At 57.2% G+C, this 17,500-nt stretch carries 14 protein-coding genes; 6 read left to right on the top strand and 8 right to left on the bottom strand.

Annotated elements, in window-relative coordinates; all coding sequences use genetic code 11:
* Window positions 1-33 precede the first annotated feature (33 nt).
* The 8 genes from ACQUQU_RS15020 to pilG form a co-directional block, all read right to left on the bottom strand.
* Window positions 34-507: a chemotaxis protein CheW gene (locus tag ACQUQU_RS15020; protein WP_430460514.1), complete on the bottom strand. Its 474-nt coding sequence runs from the start codon at window positions 505-507 to the stop codon at window positions 34-36.
* Complete coding sequence (locus ACQUQU_RS15025) at window positions 488-1,525, bottom strand: chemotaxis protein CheB (protein WP_430460515.1); 1,038 nt, start codon at window positions 1,523-1,525, stop codon at window positions 488-490. The genes ACQUQU_RS15020 and ACQUQU_RS15025 overlap by 20 nt, the downstream gene beginning before the upstream one ends.
* Window positions 1,526-1,527: 2 nt before the next feature.
* The gene (locus ACQUQU_RS15030; protein ID WP_430460516.1) at window positions 1,528-8,415 is read right to left on the bottom strand and encodes an Hpt domain-containing protein; all 6,888 of its coding nucleotides are present in this window, start codon (window positions 8,413-8,415) and stop codon (window positions 1,528-1,530) included.
* Entirely contained in the window at window positions 8,412-9,299 is an 888-nt protein-coding gene (locus ACQUQU_RS15035) for a CheR family methyltransferase (protein ID WP_430460517.1), read from the bottom strand. The genes ACQUQU_RS15030 and ACQUQU_RS15035 overlap by 4 nt, the downstream gene beginning before the upstream one ends.
* A 24-nt stretch (window positions 9,300-9,323) precedes the next feature.
* Window positions 9,324-11,378 (bottom strand): methyl-accepting chemotaxis protein, encoded by a 2,055-nt coding sequence (locus tag ACQUQU_RS15040; protein ID WP_430460518.1) that lies wholly within the window; start codon window positions 11,376-11,378, stop codon window positions 9,324-9,326.
* Between the two features lie 76 nt (window positions 11,379-11,454).
* Entirely contained in the window at window positions 11,455-11,979 is a 525-nt protein-coding gene (locus ACQUQU_RS15045) for a chemotaxis protein CheW (RefSeq protein WP_430460519.1), read from the bottom strand.
* Between the two features lie 2 nt (window positions 11,980-11,981).
* A complete protein-coding gene (gene pilH, locus ACQUQU_RS15050; protein WP_430460520.1) occupies window positions 11,982-12,347 on the bottom strand; it encodes a twitching motility response regulator PilH in 366 nt (121 codons plus the stop codon).
* A 37-nt stretch (window positions 12,348-12,384) separates the two neighbouring features.
* On the bottom strand, window positions 12,385-12,768 hold the full coding sequence (gene pilG / locus ACQUQU_RS15055; protein ID WP_145466915.1) for a twitching motility response regulator PilG: 384 nt from the start codon (window positions 12,766-12,768) through the stop codon (window positions 12,385-12,387).
* Window positions 12,769-12,978: 210 nt separating this feature from the next.
* On the opposite strand from pilG, the gene gshB reads away from it, so the two are divergent.
* The 6 genes from gshB (at window position 12,979) to ACQUQU_RS15085 (ending at window position 17,499) form a co-directional block, all read left to right on the top strand.
* Window positions 12,979-13,938 (top strand): glutathione synthase, encoded by a 960-nt coding sequence (gene gshB, locus ACQUQU_RS15060; RefSeq protein ID WP_430460521.1) that lies wholly within the window; start codon window positions 12,979-12,981, stop codon window positions 13,936-13,938.
* A gap of 119 nt (window positions 13,939-14,057) precedes the next feature.
* Window positions 14,058-14,933, top strand: a complete 876-nt coding sequence (locus ACQUQU_RS15065) for an energy transducer TonB (protein ID WP_430460522.1) — start codon at window positions 14,058-14,060, stop codon at window positions 14,931-14,933.
* Window positions 14,933-15,490 carry a YqgE/AlgH family protein gene (locus ACQUQU_RS15070; protein ID WP_430460523.1) on the top strand — a complete coding sequence of 186 codons (558 nt, stop codon included), beginning with the start codon at window positions 14,933-14,935 and terminating at the stop codon, window positions 15,488-15,490. Before ACQUQU_RS15065 ends, ACQUQU_RS15070 begins: the two co-directional genes overlap by 1 nt.
* Window positions 15,490-15,942 (top strand): Holliday junction resolvase RuvX, encoded by a 453-nt coding sequence (gene ruvX / locus ACQUQU_RS15075; RefSeq protein WP_430460524.1) that lies wholly within the window; start codon window positions 15,490-15,492, stop codon window positions 15,940-15,942. The genes ACQUQU_RS15070 and ruvX overlap by 1 nt, the downstream gene beginning before the upstream one ends.
* On the top strand, window positions 15,939-16,433 hold the full coding sequence (pyrR, locus tag ACQUQU_RS15080; RefSeq protein ID WP_430460525.1) for a bifunctional pyr operon transcriptional regulator/uracil phosphoribosyltransferase PyrR: 495 nt from the start codon (window positions 15,939-15,941) through the stop codon (window positions 16,431-16,433). Before ruvX ends, pyrR begins: the two co-directional genes overlap by 4 nt.
* 46 nt (window positions 16,434-16,479) lie before the next feature.
* The gene (locus ACQUQU_RS15085; protein WP_430460526.1) at window positions 16,480-17,499 is read left to right on the top strand and encodes an aspartate carbamoyltransferase catalytic subunit; all 1,020 of its coding nucleotides are present in this window, start codon (window positions 16,480-16,482) and stop codon (window positions 17,497-17,499) included.
* Window position 17,500 lies beyond the last annotated feature (1 nt).

Raw genomic sequence — 17,500 nt, forward strand, 5'->3', positions numbered from 1 at the left:
CCGTTTACACTCCCGGTAGTTCCGGGTGGAGCATCAGATATGATTAATGAGCGTGGATTCTACCCGTTCCAGATCCGGAATCATCGCGTTTTCACCATCCAGCGTCACTGCTGCCTGATCGTAAGCGCCCTGATTCATGGCTTCGACTTCCTGAATGGCATCCTGCGCTACGTGCACCAAGCGCGGAATACCCTGAATCAGCAGTGCGTAGAACGGCAGGCGACTGTTATTGCCAACGCCGTTGATCACGGCAAAGCGGGCATTGGGGTTTGGTGCCGGCGCGTGATGGTTATTCAGCATTTCATAGCACACAACGGGTACCGCAGTGCCACGCCAGTCGATACGGCCGAGAATCCAGTCAACACTGGAAGCGGTGGTGAGCAGATGCGAGAAGGGAATAATCTCCGCTACCGTGACGTTGGGCAGCAGAAGGTTTTTATCCTTCAGCGGAATTAACAGACAGTCGACCTGATCCGGTGTATTGGTCTTAGTGAGAGATTGACTCATGTTTGCTCATCCAGCTGTTTTTCAGGCAATTCACCAGCTGTAACGCCAGCTGATACGGATCACCAATGTAATTTACCCGGTTGGTTTCGATGGCACTTTCCGGCATTGAACTGTTGGCGCAGGTGTCCGGTTTTTGCACCCAGACCGGCACGCTGCGATCTTTCAGGGTCACAATGGCTTCTGCCCCATCGTTGCCCATCCCGCTGAACAGAATATATCCGGCCCGTGGCCCATAATACTGCGCCACGTTAAGAATCACCTGATCAATGGATGGGCCATACGGGCCTGGCCAGTCCTGCCCCAGAGATTGCGGCAGACCGTCCTGCGTGAAACGGAATTCGTGCTGAATCGGGGCGACCAGCACCTCGCCACAGCGCAAAGGCTCATCCGCTCTGAAGTTCTTCAGCTGATACGCGGAATGACGGCCAATGGTACGGCACAGCGACTCTTCAAAACGGGGATCAATATGCTGCGCATAGACAAAGGCCACGGGTAACCCCGCAGGCAGCGCATCAAGAAATGCTTTGACCGCACCCGGGCCTCCCAGTGAGGCTCCCAGTACCCACACCTGAGCCGCCGGTGAACCGGCATAATCCTGACCGGCAAATACCGAGGGCAAAGGAATGGCAGGCGCATCGGTTGAACCGAGTTTATCGAGCACAGACACATCTTCTGCCACGACCGGAGCAACACGCAGAATGTCGCGCAATTTGCCGTACAGACGTTTTTCCCAGCGCGGAAAGGTTTCGCTGGTTTTCTGCGGAGCCTTTTCAACACCCAGCAGAACCGGCACTTCACCGTCCAGCAGATCGTCCAGCCACGCCATGTTGGCTTCGTCATCGTCCTGCGGCAAATCCACCAGCCAGGCATCGAGGTTGAGAGAATCCCGCGGAACGTCGCAAAAACGATCCGGACTGGTATTCACCACCACCTCGAACCCGAAATGGGTAAGTGCACTCTTCAGCACGTGCTGCTGAAGGCGATCCGAGGCCAGAATTCCGACCCTGGGCAAACCCATGATCAGCCCTCAATACCGAGCAGACGGTGCATGGTCGACAGCAGTTTGTCTTCCTGGAACGGTTTACCCATGTATTCGTTGACGCCGATCGACATCGCCCGCTCACGGTGTTTGTCACCGGTACGCGAGGTAATCATGATGATCGGGATGTCTTTCAGGCGGCTGTCATGGCGTACCAGAGAGGCCACCTCGAAACCGTCCATACGCGGCATCTCGATATCGAGCAGCATCAGATCCGGCTTGTGATCCTGCAGCGTCGCCATGGCGTCCACACCGTCTTTGGCGGTGAACACTTCCATGCCGTTACGCTCCAGCAGACGACTGGTTACCTTACGTACCGTTACCGAGTCATCGACCACCAGAATACGCGGCAGACGGTTTTCCAGTTCGTGACGACGCTCCGCTTCCTGGTTATCCAGCAGTTTGGCCTGCTGATATTCCAGACTGGTCTGCGTACGGATCATGGCTGGCAGATCCAGAATGATAACCACCGAACCGTCACCCAGAATGGTGCCGCCCGACACGCCCATTACAGAAGCGAACTGCGGACCAAGGGTTTTTACTACGATCTCACGCGAACCGAGCAGCGAGTCTACCTGCAGGGCGAATGGCTGCGGACCGCGGATCAGCAGCATAGGCACTGGCATGGCCTGAGCACTGAACTTCGGCTGCGCTTCGTTCTCGAGCATAAAGCCCAGGTATTCCACGCGGTAATCATTACCAGCGTAGGAGTACCGGCGTTCGGCCTGCGGCTGATCGTAGAGTGACTGCAGCTGGTTAACCGGCGCGCGCACGATACCCTGAATGTTGTTCAGCGGTACGGCATACAGGTCGTCGCCCACCCGCACCATCAGTGCACGGTTCACGGATACCGTGAACGGCAGACGAATGATAAAGCGGGTACCGACACCGGCTTCCGACTGAATCTCTACCGAACCACCCATCTGTTTGATTTCAGAGCTGACGACGTCCATACCAACGCCACGGCCAGAAATCTGAGTGATGGCTTCTGCGGTCGAGAAACCAGCCTGCAGAATAAACTGCATGACATCCTGATCGCTGATGTCGGCATCGGCCGGCATCAGGCCACGTTCAATCGCTTTACGGCGTACCGCCGCCAGATTCACACCACGACCATCGTCGGTCATGGTCAGCACCACGTCGCCACCGTCACGGCTGATTTCGAGATCGATCATACCGATCTCTGGCTTGCCAGACGCTTCACGCTGCTCACGGGTTTCAATACCGTGGTCAACCGCGTTACGTACCATGTGCTCAAGCGGCGAGATCATACGCTCCAGAATGGTACGGTCCATTTCGCCTTCGGCGTTGAACACACGCAGTTCGACCTGCTTATCCAGCTCCAGGCTCACCTGACGCACGATACGGCGCAGACGCGGTACCAGACGCTGGAACGGTACCATGCGAGTCTTCATCAGACCTTCCTGCAGCTCCGTGTTGACACGGCTTTGCTGCAGCAGCAGGGTTTCAGCGTCACGGGTCTTATGACCCAGAGTTTCTTTCAGATCCGACAAGTCGGAAGCCGATTCCACCAGCGCCCGTGCGAGCTGCTGCATGGTGGAGTAACGGTCCATTTCCAGCGGATCGAAGTCTTCGTACGACGGGCCCTGACGTTCCTGTCGGAACAGCACCTGAGCCTCGGTTTCCATATCCAGACGACGCAGCTGGTCACGCAGACGCTCGAGCGTCATGTCCATTTCGTCGAGGGTATGGGCGAAGTCGGTTACCTGCTGCTCCAGACGGCCACGGCCGATGGAGGTTTCACCGGCAAGGTTCACCAGGTTATCGAGCAGATCCGCAGATACTTTCACCAGCTCCTGCGGTGCTTTACGCGCCGTCTGCTGTTGCGCAATGATCTTCTCGGGCTCGGCTTTTGGCTCCACGGCACGGCGCAGTGGCACGACATTGGACGCCGGAGCAAAGTCATCGGCACTGTCCAGCGCTTCAGCTTCGGTTGCTGCCTGAACCGGCGCCGGTGTTTCTTCGACTTCGGGCTCAAGGTCGATGACCTCAACCGTCAGTGATTTATCACCAAGCACCACCATGCCGTCGGTTTCGAGGGCAGCGGCCACAGCTTCAATACGACTCATGAGACGGTCATGACGCTGGTAAGCGGCCTGGAAGAAACCGGCATCAGTCGCAATCTGACCTTGCTGGGCCTTGAGGATATTGGCCTCAAAGTCGTGCGCCATATCGCCGATATCGGTGAGTCCTGCCAGACGGGCGCCGCCTTTCAGCGTGTGCAGAACACGTTGCGCTTCATCGGCTTCGCTCAGACGCGAAACATCCTGCTCCCAGTTGTGCAAAGCACGATCCAGCGCTTCCTGCAGTTCACCGGCTTCTTCGATGAAGATTTCCAGAATTTCGCGGTCTGACTCATCCAGAGCTTCGGCCTGAACCGGTGCCACCGGCTCGGCAACGAAGGTTTCTTCCGCTGCGGATTCGTCGGCGATGTAGTCCGGCACTTCGGCAAAGGCTTCGCCTTTGAGGTAGCTGCGGATAAGCGCCATGGTCGCGGTCGCAACCGCCGGGCGGTTGCCGGCACGCACCTGATCCAGCTGAGTGCTCAGCTCATCGTGGGCACGCTCAAGAATACCGAACACCTGCGGCTGTACGCCCAGACGGCCGTCGTTAATGTTTTCGTACAGCGTCTCGAGTTCGTGACACAGATCGGCCACTTCACTCAGCTCCGCCATACGCGCGCCACCCTTAAGGGTGTGCAGTTCACGCTGCAGCTGAGCAACGTGCACTAAGTTGTCCGGACTCTGACGCCACTGTTCGAGGGCAGACTCAACCGACTCACCGATTTCTTCCGCTTCTTCGAGGAAGATTTCGAGAATCTCGTCATCGACGTCGTCGTCCACGGACGGCAGTGGCAGCGCTTCGGCTTGCGGCTCGTTCCAGTCAGAGGAATCACCGCTGACGGTTTCGCTGGCAACGGCTTCCGTGGCAAACGGGTCTGCCGGAACCTGAAGATCAGAAACAGCGAAGTCATCAGTCAGCAGCAGATCGTCGGCGGTATTCACCGCCTCATCCGCCAGCAGAGGTTCGCTGACGCTGTCATCCAGAACCAAATCAGCGCCATCGGTTAGCAGCTCTGCGTCATCAAACGCGGACGTCAGGTCGTCAGCGGACAGAGAGGCATCATTCAGTTCAGACGCATCATCCAGCAGAGAAACATCATCGAGCATCAGCTCGTCGTTCTCTGTCAGAGAAAGATCTTCGCTTTCCAGATCGCTGACGCCATCCAGCAGCAGAGCATCGTCATCGGCAACGTCATCCAGCGTGATCACGTCCAGATCCGCTTCAAGCGCCAGATCCGTATCCAGTGACAAGCCGGCGCCGCTGTCTGAAGAGTCGCTTTCAGTCATGGACCAGCTGTCGGTGTCCGGCAGCAGATCCAGCGATTCGGACACATCCATCAGATCGGCGTCGTCGGCCAGCGGATCGGCTTCCAGACTCATGGCTTCCAGCGTGATGTCGTCGCCAAGTAACGGCGCATCCATCAGATCGTTCGCTGGCATTGCAAACTGCCAGTTCTGAATCCGGCCCACCAGATCATCCGCCGGCTGGGTTTCCTGACCCGCGGCCAGGCAATCCATCATGGTCAGAATCTGTTCATGCGCTTCGGCTGCCAAGGCCAGCAAGGCATCTTCAGGCTGGGCAAATTCGCTGCTGATACGTGTGTACAGACCCTGCAGAGCGGCTGCCAGCGCGTGGATATTCGGCAGCTCAGCCTCATTAGCGCCCGCGGCTACGTCACCCAGATCGCTTTCCAGCGACTGCAGCACCGACAGATCGCCTGATGCCTGCCACTGTGACAGCAAACGCTCGGCATCCAGCAGAGAGTCCATACCCTGCGCCAGGAACTGGGAAATCGCCTGCGGATTAGGTCCGCTGCGTTTTCCGCTTGCCTGCTGCAGCGGGGTCAGCATGTTATTTTCGAGTTCAAGCACGCGCTCGACGAAAGCGTCAGCACCCGGCAGGATTTCGGCCTGCATCAATTCGCGGTCGCTCAGGGCGGTCGCGATCAGGGCGGAGCCTTCTTCCAGCAGATCGACAATCTCGGCGGAGTTGCTGGTCTGGTACGCGCGCAGTTCTTTGATGAAGCGCTCCAGCGGAGACGCCACATTAGCGATGCCGGTCAGGCCTGCCATGTGCGCACTGCCCTTCAGGGTGTGCAGTGCACGCTGCAGATGATCCGTCAGGCTGTTCAGATAATTGTCGTTACGGGATTCCTGGATGAATTCATCCACGGTCACCAGATGCGAAGACGCCTCGCCCTCGAATACATCGAGCAGCGCATCGTCTTCGTCTTCGTCGTCGCTTTCATCCGCCACGTCCAGCATGGCAGGAACATCCGCAACCACGGCGGCAGGGGCTTCAGCACCCGGCGCAGTAAACGGTGCAACGGCTTCTCCGGCGGCCAGCGCGAAAGCGTAATCCATCAGAGGTTGTGTCGCGATGGAGGCCGGGCGCTTATTACGGAAGTCGTCGATCAGTGGCGGCCATTGGCTGATCACATAATCAACCAGCGCCATCAGTTCAGGCGTGATAACGATGGTGTTATCCAGCACGCGGTTGAACATGTTTTCAACCGACCAGGCCAGCTCACCGATAAAGTGAGCCTTCACCATGCGGCCACTGCCTTTCAGCGTATGGAAGGCACGACGTACCGTGGTCAGCGCCTCACTGTCGTCCTGATCCGCTTTGAACTGCGGCCAGAACTCATTCAGTGTTTCCGTTACCTCTTCGGCTTCTTCGAGGAAAATCTCGATGATTTCGTCATCGATCAGATCATCGTCGTCTTCATCGGCGACAACGGCGGCAGCCGGTGCCGGAGCTGGCGCCACAGGTTCTGATGGCAGAACATTGACGGATTCGGTGAGAGCAAAGATGTCTTCTTCCGGCTCAATCGATTGCTCGTCTTCCAGCAGTTCGATTAATTCAGCGACTTCTGGGGTTTCGTCAGCGCGTTCCTCAAATTCGAAGTGAACGTCAGCAACCGTCGTTATTTCTTCGCTTGTTTCTGACGCACTGTTTTCGGCAACCACTTCAGGCTCACCGAAGACAATTTCTTCTTCTGCATCGTCAGCAAGGGTTTCCGGTTCAGAAATACTCAGCGCGTCGCCAAAGGTGGTAACAGCAACGTCCGGCAGGCTTTCATCGCCTTCCAGTGTAAAGTCTTCGAGCTCAGCGAAAGTCTGCTCATCATCACCGGCTGCCGGCAGTTGTTGCAGGGATTTTTCTGCTTTCAGCAGAATTTCATCGCCGGCACTGCGCGGGTTTTCGGTGTAACGTTCTACGAAATATTCAACCGATGACAACACGTCAGCCAGAATATCCAGCACAGCCCATTCCGGTTTCACGCGGTCTTCAATCAGCGTTTTGCGGATAAAGCTGGCAGCACGGGAGAGAATGGCCGCCACGCGTGGCAGCGGGATCATGCTAAGAGAGCCTTCAATGGTGTGCAGAAGACCCGGAACTTCTTCCAGTTCGGCGGCCGACCATTGCTTGGCAATGTATTCAACGATGGCGTCTTTTACCTGCTCCAGCACATTGCGCGTTTCACGCAACACGGCTTTCTGGGCATCGGACAGGGTCGCGGTGCCGGCCTGTGCATTCAGGTCGCCTTCGCGCTGCATGCCGCTCAGGGTCGCCTCGACGTACAGCAACGCACCGGCCACATCCAACAGGGCTGCATCGGCCACCGTATTTTCGCTCAGCATGCGGGCCACAGCGCTTTGCTGCTCCTGCATGACTTTGCGCGGCATGCCGAGACCCAGCATGCCCATGGTGTCGGCGACCTGCTTCAGTGAAGGCGCAACGCTCTGCAGTGCGGCAATACGGTCTTCATCACTGCGCACCAGCAAATCAAAACGGTCTTTAATGGCGGCAATTTCTTCCACCAGAGCACCCAGCACATGGCCGACAGTGCTCTTATCCGGACCTGAAAGGGCGTCACGTTCTTTGCGGATTTCGTCTTCCGTCGGTAACGCCTGCTTCAGGCCAAATTGCTCCTGCACCTGATGAATGGCCGGGCCGTTCACTTCAGTACGGGCAACGTAGAACAGCAGGTTTTTCAGCAGTTCTTCCGACGGCGCTTCGTTCAGCGCGGTACGCGGATTATCAATGGTGGTCTTGAGCAGGTGATCCAGCTGACGCAGCAGCTGCTTGGCGCTCTTCGGCAGGCTCTGTTGTTTTTCCAGCCACTCACAGAACGCCAGTGCCGGCAGCCACACCATACCTTGTGGTGTTGCACCCAGACCTTTGTGCAGGCGGGCAAACACTTTATTCAGATATTGTTTGGCGACATCCGGTTGTTTGTTCTGCAACAGCTGCAACGTGGCCGTCTGCAGCATCTGGCGTAACTTACGCGCCCACTGCAGAAAATCATCGTTCAGATACGGCGTGAGTTTGTCAGCCGCCAGCGGTGCCGGATAGTCGATGCTCGGCGCGAACAGCGCCGTTTCTGACAGGAAGGCTTCGCCACGGGCTGAACGCAGTTCGTTCAGAATCGGCAGTAATACGACCGGCAGGTCGCGACGGCCAACTTTGACGTGCTCCAGATAATGAGGCAGCTGAATAATGGCCTGCATCAGAATTTCCAGACCATCACGCTCGTTGGCGATGGTGGATTCGCTGACAGCCAGAGCCACTGCTTCCATTTCTTCAGCAAGCAGTGCGGCGCCAAAAAATTCCACCATCTGCAGCGTACCGTGAATCTGATGCAGGTAGCTCAGGCAGAATTTAAGACGGCTTTTGTCCTGGGGATTCTCTACATAAGCTTCCAGCGCCTGCTGGGCCTGCTGCAGAGTTTCTTCGATTTCCCCTTTTACCCATTCCAGGGCGATGTAGTCCTGACTCATCGCCTTGCGGTCTCCCCTGTCGAATTTGCTTGCTTGCGCACAAAGGCGGATACGCGACTGCTGTGCACCGGCTCAAGAAGCGGATGCTGCCAGTCGACCATTTCCCCAAGGCCAAGGACCAGAATACCACCCGGCGCCAGACGCTCGGCGAGAACGTTCAGAATCTCGCGGCGTCGCCAGCGGCGGAAATAAATCAGCACGTTCTGGCAATAAATGACGTGTTGCGACTGCAGCGGACAGGCTGCCAGATTCAGGATATTCACCTGACTGAAACAGCTTCTGTGGCGCAGGCTGTCGGATACTTCGAGCGCCCCGCCCGGAATCACTTCTTTGAATCCCAGCGCGGCGTAATCTTTCGGTACCCAATCCAGTGCGCGGGCCTGGTAACGGCCGGCACGGGCTTTTCGTAAAACAATGGTGGAGATATCGGTTCCGGTCACAGCGTAACGCTTTCCGGCCGGGGCCAGCCAACGTTCACCGATCATCGCCAGACTGTAGGCTTCCTCGCCCGACGAACAACCCACACTCCAGAATTCGATCGTTTCATCCGACACGTCGGCTGCTTTTTTCTGAACGTACTGTTCAACAAAAGCAATGGCGTCCGGGTCGCGGAAGAAACGGGTTTCCTGCACAGTCAGACGGTCGACCAGCGTGCTCCATTCAATGGCGCCTACCGGGCCGTTGAGTACGCGGTCGTAATATTCTTCATAGCTGTCGCAGCCCACTTCCCGCATCCGGATCCCGAGACTGGTCTGCAGGAATGACCGGCGTTGCGGTGGCAGACACATACCGGTTCTTTCTTCCAGTAACGTCTGCCAGCGGGTGAACTGAGTGTCATCCAACTCCGGGATGGTACTCAGTCCGGAACGTAACTGATGGTTCATTAATGGGTCTCAACCACCAGTTAATTACAGAACCTGACGCTGACCCAGTCCCAGCTCTGACTCCGGCAGCTTAAAGCCTGCTACGGATTCACGCAGTTTGTTGGCCATTTCTGCAAGGTTACCGATCGACTTCGCTGTCGCTGTGGTACCGGCAGAGGTCTGCGAGGTAATTTCCTGAATAACGTTCATCGTGTTGGAGATGTGACCAGCAGACGATGCCTGCTGACGCGCCGCGTTGGAAATGTTCTGAATCAGTTCCGCGAGGTTTTTCGATACGTTTTCAATTTCTTCCAGAGCAACACCGGCGTCCTGTGCCAGACGGGCACCGCGCACCACCTCGGTGGTGGTCTGTTCCATCGAGATTACCGCTTCGTTGGTATCGTTCTGAATCGTTTTAACCAGCGCTTCGATCTGCTTGGTTGCCGCCGCAGAACGCTCCGCCAGACGCTGAACCTCGTCCGCTACCACCGCGAAGCCACGACCCGCGTCACCGGCCATGGAGGCCTGAATCGCCGCGTTCAGGGACAGAATGTTGGTCTGGTCAGCAATGTCGGTAATCAGGGAGATGATGTCACCGATCTCCTGTGAGGATTCACCCAGACGTTTAATACGCTTGGAGGTTTCCTGAATCTGTTCACGGATGTTATCCATGCCGTTGATGGTCGCCTGTACCACTTCAGCACCTTTGTTGGCGATCGCTACCGACCGCTCCGCTACCGCGGACGATTCCGAGGCGTTCGCCGATACCTGGTCAATGGACACCGCCATCTCGTTGATCGCAGCAGACGCGCCGGCAATTTCCTGCGCCTGGTGCTCAGAAGCTTCGGCCAGATGCATCGCAGTCGCCTGCGTTTCCTGCGCCGCAGACGATACCTGTACCGCTGTCTCGTTAATCGCCGATACCAGAGTACGCATCTGGTCGATCGCGTAGTTGATGGAGTCGGCGATCGCGCCTGTGAAGTCTTCGGTTACCGTTGCGGAAGCCGTCAGGTCACCGTCCGCGAGGTCGGCGATTTCGTCCAGCAGACGCAGAATCGCCATCTGGTTCTGTTCGTTTTTGTTCGCGGTTTCATCAAGGTCACGACGGGTTTCACGGTAAGACACGAAACCGAACGCCACCATCATCACCAGCGCCAGCAGCGCGGAAATATAACCAACAGCCTGCAGAATGCCCCGCTGGGTCGTACCGTCCTGAATGCCTTCCGTCAGCTTGGAAGACTGATCCAGCAGCGCACGGGAGTCGGCGAAGATGGCGTCGGATGCTTCACGAACCTGGAACAGTTCAGGAGAGGTTTCCAGAATTTCGTCAACGGAACCGGATACGAATTCGAACAGTTCAGCAACCTCAGCCAGTGCGTACACGGCTTCGTCATCGGTTACCTGAGAGATGTTCATCGCCACGTTACCCTGAATCATACCGTTCAGTACGCGACCGAAGAGGGAGGCGTCACGACCGAAGGCGTCGGCGGCCATTACCGCGTCTTCGCCACCGGCCAGTACCTTGTTAACGGAACGTACGATACGTTCTGCCAGCCAGGACTGACGCTGAGCAACCGCAACCTGATCGGCAGGTGCGTCATTGTCGAGCAGAATTTCTACGATCTCGTCGTATTCCACCTGCAGCTGCGGAATCGTTTCCGCCAGTGTCGCGGCTACCTCGTGCAGAGACAGAATAACGTCTTGCGCACGGATAATCTGGTCAGCGTTGCCTTTTACTTTGTTCCACAGGGTCTGCACGTTGGTCATACCCGCCATCTCGGCCGGTGGCAGACCATTCACGTCGTCACCCTTGATCAGGTAACCCCAACGCTTTTCAAAGTTATCGCGGGCCTCTTTGAGATCGGAGAACGCCTCTTTTTTACCGCCCGCGGCTTCTACCGCGTTCTTTGCAAGTTCCTGCGACAGTACGCGCAACTCACCGGCGTGTTCGATGTATTGTTCGTCGAGGTTTGCCAGACGGTTCACGTACACCGTAATACCGATGAACACCGCCAGAAACACAAACAACAGGCCCGCCAGAACACCGTTGGTACGGTTCCTGAAGACCGTCGACAAGACGCTTCCGTTATTTCCGCTCATGCCGTTCTCTCCACACTCACTGCATGCAATTTTAATTATTTCTGCCGGATGGCAGCCAGTCACCGCAAAGTCAGACTTATACGGCGATCTGCAAAAATTCGGGCGCCCGGATCAGCTCTCGCAGCTGAAAAACCGGCCAATCACGGCCATCCCGCTCAAAACCATGTTCTACGTACCGGGCAAAAGCGGGATCCAGAGATTCCACACGCACGGCCCGGTCGACGGCAAACTGCTGCATACCCAATACGGCATCGACCAGCAGACCGGTCAGATGGTCGTCCTGCTCCACTACCAGTACCCGGCGGCTGCGCCAGTTTGCTTTCGAAGGCAGACCCAGAAGGCCTGCCAGATCCATCACAGGCACCAGGCGACCACGCACGTTGGCCACACCCAGCACCCAACTGCGCACACCAGGCACCTTGGTCAGGCGCGGCGGCTGCAGAATTTCGCTGACTTCGGTCATATCTGCCACGAAGTTCTGGCCGGCGAGCATAAAGCCCACACCACGCCAGTAGGTCACCACCTCAACCTGCTGTGGCAACGCCGAAGCGTTACGACGGCTGCGTTCAGCGATTTCCAGTAGTCGGGCAAATGGATGCATTATCAGCCCGCCATCACCGATTTGATTTCAGACAGCAGAGTTGCTTCAGAAACCGGCTTCACCAGGTAGCCACTGGCACCCTGACGCTTACCCCACACACGGTCAGTTTCCTGATCCTTGGTAGTCACAATAATGACCGGAATGTGCTCAGTTTCCGGATCTTTGGTGAGCTGACGGGTTGCCTGAAAACCATTCAGACCCGGCATCACAATGTCCATCAGCACGACATCCGGCTTCTCCTGACGAGCCAGCGCGACGCCATCGGCGCCGTTTTCCGCGGTCAATACTTCATGACCGTTTTTCTCCAGCATGGAGCGGAACGCTTCAGTTTCTGTCGGAGAATCATCTACTACCAAAATACGGGCCATGCCACTTTACCTCTCAAAATTTTTTACTTGCGCCTGCTCAGGACTTTACATACTGACGAATAGAACCAAGCAGCTCTTCTTTACTGAAAGGCTTGGTCAGATATTCGTCGGAACCCACAATGCGTCCCTTGGCTTTATCGAACAATCCGTCCTTACTGGACAGCATAATGACCGGTGTCGACTTGAATTTTGAGTTGTTTTTAATCAATGCACAGGTCTGATATCCGTCCAGACGGGGCATCATGATGTCGACAAAGATAATGTCGGGGTGAGTATCCGCGATTTTGGCCAGCGCATCAAAGCCATCGGTGGCAGTGATGACTTCGCAGCCAACCTTCTTCAGGAGGGTCTCTGCAGTCCGACGAATGGTTTTACTGTCGTCGATGACCATGACTTTGATGTTCTGAAAGTTATCGTCCATAGGGAGGCCTTAACCATCCTGATTCTTATGTTTGTGTATGCTGCTGTGTTCAACAAACGCAGTAGACGCCATTGCGCACGTTTGTATCACATATCATGTAACAAACGCTAGGCCGGCGCTATGCGCCGTATCACACAATTAAGTTACGCTTGCGGAACATCAGATAAGTTACACTCCCATAACGTAATTTTGTCCTGACGCGGAGTTGCCATGAGCATGAAAATCGGCGTAGTGATGGATCCCATTGCTGCCATTAATTTCAAGAAAGACACCACCCTCGGCCTGATGAATGCCGCTCAGGAGCGAGGCTGCGAACTCTGGTATATGGAGCAGCAGGACCTGTACATTGCCAATGGCCGCGCCATGGCCCGCATGGCACCGGTGACCATCACCATGAATCCGGAACATTGGTACGATCTGGGTGAATGGCAGGAAAAGCCGCTGGCCGATCTGAATATTGTACTGATGCGCAAAGACCCGCCGTTCGACAGCGAATTCATCTACAGCACCTATATATTGGAGCGTGCTGAAGAAGAAGGCGTGCTGATCGCCAATAAGCCGCAAAGCCTGCGCGATTGTAACGAGAAGATTTTCGCCACCGCCTTTCCTGAGCTGATGACACCGACCATCGTCACCCGCCGCGCCGACCTGCTGAAGGCCTTCCATAAAGAACAGGGCGATGTGATTTTCAAACCCCTGGACGGCATGGGAGGCTCGTCGATTTTCCGCCTGAAAGCCGACGACCCGAACGTCAGTGTGATCATTGAAACCCTGACCAACCACGGCCAGCAGCAGATCATGGCGCAGCGCTACATCCCTGACATTGTGAAAGGCGACAAGCGCATCCTGATGATCGACGGCGAGCCTGTGTCTTACTGTCTGGCCCGCATTCCGGCCAGCGGCGAAACCCGCGGCAATCTGGCGGCCGGCGGTACCGGCGTCACCCAACCACTGAGCGACGAGAACCGCGCCATCGCCGAAAAGATTGGTCCCTTCCTTAAAGAGAAAGGCCTCTACTTTGTCGGTCTCGACGTGATCGGCAACAACCTGACCGAGATTAACGTCACCAGCCCGACCTGCGCGCGCGAAATCACCCGCGACTCCGGCATCGACGTCTGCGGCCTGCTGATCGACTGCCTGCTGGCCAAAGCCCTGAACGCACGCGTCTGAACCACCCGGCGACCGGTTCACAAAAGGCGGGGCTGATGCCCCGCCTGCCTAGACAAATCCCCCCTGAAAGCGCAGACTTGCACCGGTTTTCCAGCCCTTAATAAGGTACTGTCACCCGCATGTCTGCCACCGTCGTAAACAGCTCCGATCGCTTGTCCTTCGCCCTGTTTCTGGCCGTGCTGATTCATGCTCTGGTGGTGCTCGGCATCAGCTTCAAAGCGTCTGACCGCAGCAACCTGTCCAAAACCCTCGAAGTCACCCTCGCCAACTACAAAAGCGACAAGGCACCCGAACACGCCGATTTCATCGCTCAGGAAAACCAGGAAGGCAGCGGCACGCTGGATGAAGCCCGTATGCTGACCACGGATGTGCAGGCCGATTTCCACGCCAACACCATCAACGACGCCTCGCCTCAGGAACAACAGGCCAGCGCGCCGAAGAAACCGGTCGGCGATCGCCAGCTGGTCGCCACCACCGCCGACAGCCGGGTGAAAACCCCGACCGCCAGCCAGCAACCAACCCTGCAGATTGACCTGCCCGACGGTCCACAAAAAAGCCTGCTGCAGCGCAGCCTGGAGATGGCCAGCCTTGAGGCCAAACTCGATACCCTGCGTCAGACCTACGCCAAGCAACCACGCATCCAGCGCCTGACCGCCGCCTCGACCATGAAGGCCAGCGACGCCTATTACGTGAACAGCTGGCGCCACAAAATTGAGCAGATGGGTGCCGTAAACTACCCGCGCGAAGCCGAAAGCTGCTTCGACAACTGCCGCCTGCGTCTGCTGGTCGCCATCAACCCGGACGGCACCATCAACGAACTCAAGATTCTCGAATCGTCCGGCAAGAAAGTGCTGGATGACGCCGCGCTGCGCATTGTCCGCCTGTCAGCTCCGTTCGCGCCGTTCACCGACGAAATGCGCAAATCCACCGACATTCTGGAAATCATCCGTACCTGGCAGTTCAAAGGAAACCGCTACCTGTCGGAAGCCAACTGATGCAACAGCTCAACAGTCTGAAAAACCACCTGCTGATCGCCATGCCGCAACTCGGCGACGATTGGTTTGCCGGTACCGTCACCTATTTGTGTGAACACAGCGACGAAGGCGCCATGGGCATTGTGCTCAACAAGCCGTTAGCGGTGACTTTCCACGATATCTGCGAACAGCTGGAAATACCGCGCATGGCCGGTGTCGATCCCCAGATTCTGGCCGGCGGCCCGGTGAATCCGGAAGCCGGTTTTATTCTGCATCGCCAGCAAGGCAACTGGGGCTCTACCCTGAACATCACCGAGCAGGCGCACCTGACGTCGTCGAAAGACATTCTGAAAGCCATTGCCGGCGGTTCGGGTCCACGTGACTACCGTCTGGCGCTGGGTTACGCCGGCTGGGATGCCGATCAGCTGGATGAAGAAATCCGCTCCAACAGCTGGCTGACGCTGGAAGCCAGCGGCGAACTGCTGTTTGAAACCCACCCGGAAGATCTGTACAACGCCGCGCTGGCGAAACTGGGCATCAGCCCGGAATTCTTAAGCTCCGATGCGGGGCACGCCTGATGAGTCAGGCACCCTCCGCCAAAGTACGCAGCCTGCTGGCCTTCGACTTCGGCACCCAACGCATTGGTATTGCCATTGGTCAGCGCATTACAGGCACTGCCCGCCCGCTGAATCCGATCAAAGCCCGCGATGGCGTGCCCGACTGGGAGCTGCTGCAACGCATCGTTGATGAATGGCAACCGGACGCCTTCGTCGTCGGCCTGCCACTGAATATGGACGGCACGCCAAGCGACATGAGCCGCCGCGCAAAGAAATTCGCCGGCCGCCTCGAAGGCCGTTATCATCGCGCCGCTTTTACCCACGACGAACGCCTGAGCAGCTACGAAGCCAAAGGCATGGTCATCGCGCAGGGCGGCAGCCGCGACTTCGGCGCCAACTCGGTGGACGGGCTGGCAGCACAACTTATTCTGGAAAGCTGGATGGCCGCCTGGCCGTTAGAGGAAGACTCATGAACCTGCCCGATATCGAACAAACCTGCCGCGAGCTGGGCGTGCGCCTGGCCACTTACCTGCAGGACAACCAACTCGAACAACCTTTGCTGGTCGGCATCCGCACCGGCGGCGTATGGGTAGCAGAGCGCCTGCAGGAAAGCCTGCAGACCGCCGATGGCGTCAGCTCGCTCGACATCAGTTTTTACCGCGACGACTTTACCCGTCATGGCCTGCACCCACAGGTGATGGGCTCTGAATTACCGGACAGCATCGAAGACCGCCACATCGTGCTGATCGATGACGTCATCATGAGCGGCCGCACCATCCGCGCCGCCATGAACGAACTGTTTGATTACGGCCGTCCGGCCAGCATCACCCTGGTGAGCCTGCTCGACATCGGCCGCCGCGAATTACCGATCCAGCCGGACCTGTGCGGTGCCCGTCTGGAACTGGAAGACGGTCAGCTGGTGAAACTGAGCGGCCCGACGCCGCTGGAACTGACCCTTGCCTGAGCAGTCAGGCTGAACGACTTAACGACCACTCACGGGTAGCAAGACTATGATCACAGACCCAAGCCAGGTGCAGCTGACCGCCGACGGGCGACTGAAGCACTTCCTCACCACCGAGGGCCTGAGTCGCGAACTCCTCACCGAGATTCTCGACACCGCCGATTCTTTTATCAGCACACAGGAACGGGACGTGAAAAAAGTCCCGCTGCTGCGCGGTAAAACCGTGGTCAACCTGTTCTTCGAGAACAGCACCCGTACCCGCTCGACCTTTGAGCTGGCGGCCAAGCGCCTGTCGGCCGACATCCTGAATCTGGATATTTCCAAGTCCGCCACCGCCAAGGGTGAAACCCTGATGGACACGCTGTGGAACCTGGAAGCCATGTACTCGGACATGTTCGTGGTGCGTCACGCTGACTCTGGCGCCGCGCACTTCATTGCCCAGCACGTGACCCCGCACGTGGCCATCATCAATGCCGGCGACGGCCGCCATGCGCACCCGACGCAGGCGATGCTGGATATGCTGACCATCCGCCGCCACAAGGGCGCCATCGAAGGCAAGGTCGTTGCCATCGTCGGTGACATCCTGCACTCGCGCGTAGCCCGCTCCCAGATTTACGCCCTCAACACCTTGGGCGCCGCCGAAGTGCGCGTGATTGGTCCGGGCACCCTGCTGCCACGCGACATTGAAGCGCTGGGCTGCAAAGCCTACTACCGCATGGAAGACGGTCTGAAAGACTGCGATGTGGTGATCATGCTGCGCCTGCAGAAAGAACGTATGCAGAACGCCCTGCTGCCGAGCGAAAGCGAATTTTTCAAACTCTACGGTCTGACCGAAGAGAAGCTGGCCATCGCCAAGCCGGATGCCATCGTTATGCACCCGGGTCCGATCAACCGCGGCGTGGAAATCGAATCCAACGTGGCCGACGGTCCACAGTCTGTAATCCTCAATCAGGTCAGCTACGGCATCGCTGTGCGCATGGCGGTGATGGCGATGGCCATGAGTGGTCAGCAGCAGGAAAAGAATGAAGCGGCGTCTGACGCCAGCGAAACTGATCAGGAGGAGGCATAAG

It is taken from the genome of Thalassolituus sp. LLYu03, from assembly GCF_050507655.1.
GTDB lineage: Bacteria > Pseudomonadota > Gammaproteobacteria > Pseudomonadales > Oceanobacteraceae > Venatoribacter.

Bases quoted from the DNA above. Each gene is read 5' to 3' on its own strand.
- ACQUQU_RS15020 (WP_430460514.1), bottom strand. From the start codon at position 507: ATGAGTCAATCTCTCACTAAGACCAATACACCGGATCAGGTCGACTGT.
- ACQUQU_RS15085 (WP_430460526.1), top strand. From the start codon at position 16,480: ATGATCACAGACCCAAGCCAGGTGCAGCTGACCGCCGACGGGCGACTG.
- ACQUQU_RS15025 (WP_430460515.1), bottom strand. From the start codon at position 1,525: ATGGGTTTGCCCAGGGTCGGAATTCTGGCCTCGGATCGCCTTCAGCAG.
- gshB (WP_430460521.1), top strand. From the start codon at position 12,979: ATGAGCATGAAAATCGGCGTAGTGATGGATCCCATTGCTGCCATTAAT.
- pilG (WP_145466915.1), bottom strand. From the start codon at position 12,768: ATGGACGATAACTTTCAGAACATCAAAGTCATGGTCATCGACGACAGT.
- ACQUQU_RS15035 (WP_430460517.1), bottom strand. From the start codon at position 9,299: ATGAACCATCAGTTACGTTCCGGACTGAGTACCATCCCGGAGTTGGAT.
- ACQUQU_RS15065 (WP_430460522.1), top strand. From the start codon at position 14,058: ATGTCTGCCACCGTCGTAAACAGCTCCGATCGCTTGTCCTTCGCCCTG.
- ACQUQU_RS15070 (WP_430460523.1), top strand. From the start codon at position 14,933: ATGCAACAGCTCAACAGTCTGAAAAACCACCTGCTGATCGCCATGCCG.
- ACQUQU_RS15030 (WP_430460516.1), bottom strand. From the start codon at position 8,415: ATGAGTCAGGACTACATCGCCCTGGAATGGGTAAAAGGGGAAATCGAA.
- ACQUQU_RS15045 (WP_430460519.1), bottom strand. From the start codon at position 11,979: ATGCATCCATTTGCCCGACTACTGGAAATCGCTGAACGCAGCCGTCGT.
- pyrR (WP_430460525.1), top strand. From the start codon at position 15,939: ATGAACCTGCCCGATATCGAACAAACCTGCCGCGAGCTGGGCGTGCGC.
- pilH (WP_430460520.1), bottom strand. From the start codon at position 12,347: ATGGCCCGTATTTTGGTAGTAGATGATTCTCCGACAGAAACTGAAGCG.
- ruvX (WP_430460524.1), top strand. From the start codon at position 15,490: ATGAGTCAGGCACCCTCCGCCAAAGTACGCAGCCTGCTGGCCTTCGAC.
- ACQUQU_RS15040 (WP_430460518.1), bottom strand. From the start codon at position 11,378: ATGAGCGGAAATAACGGAAGCGTCTTGTCGACGGTCTTCAGGAACCGT.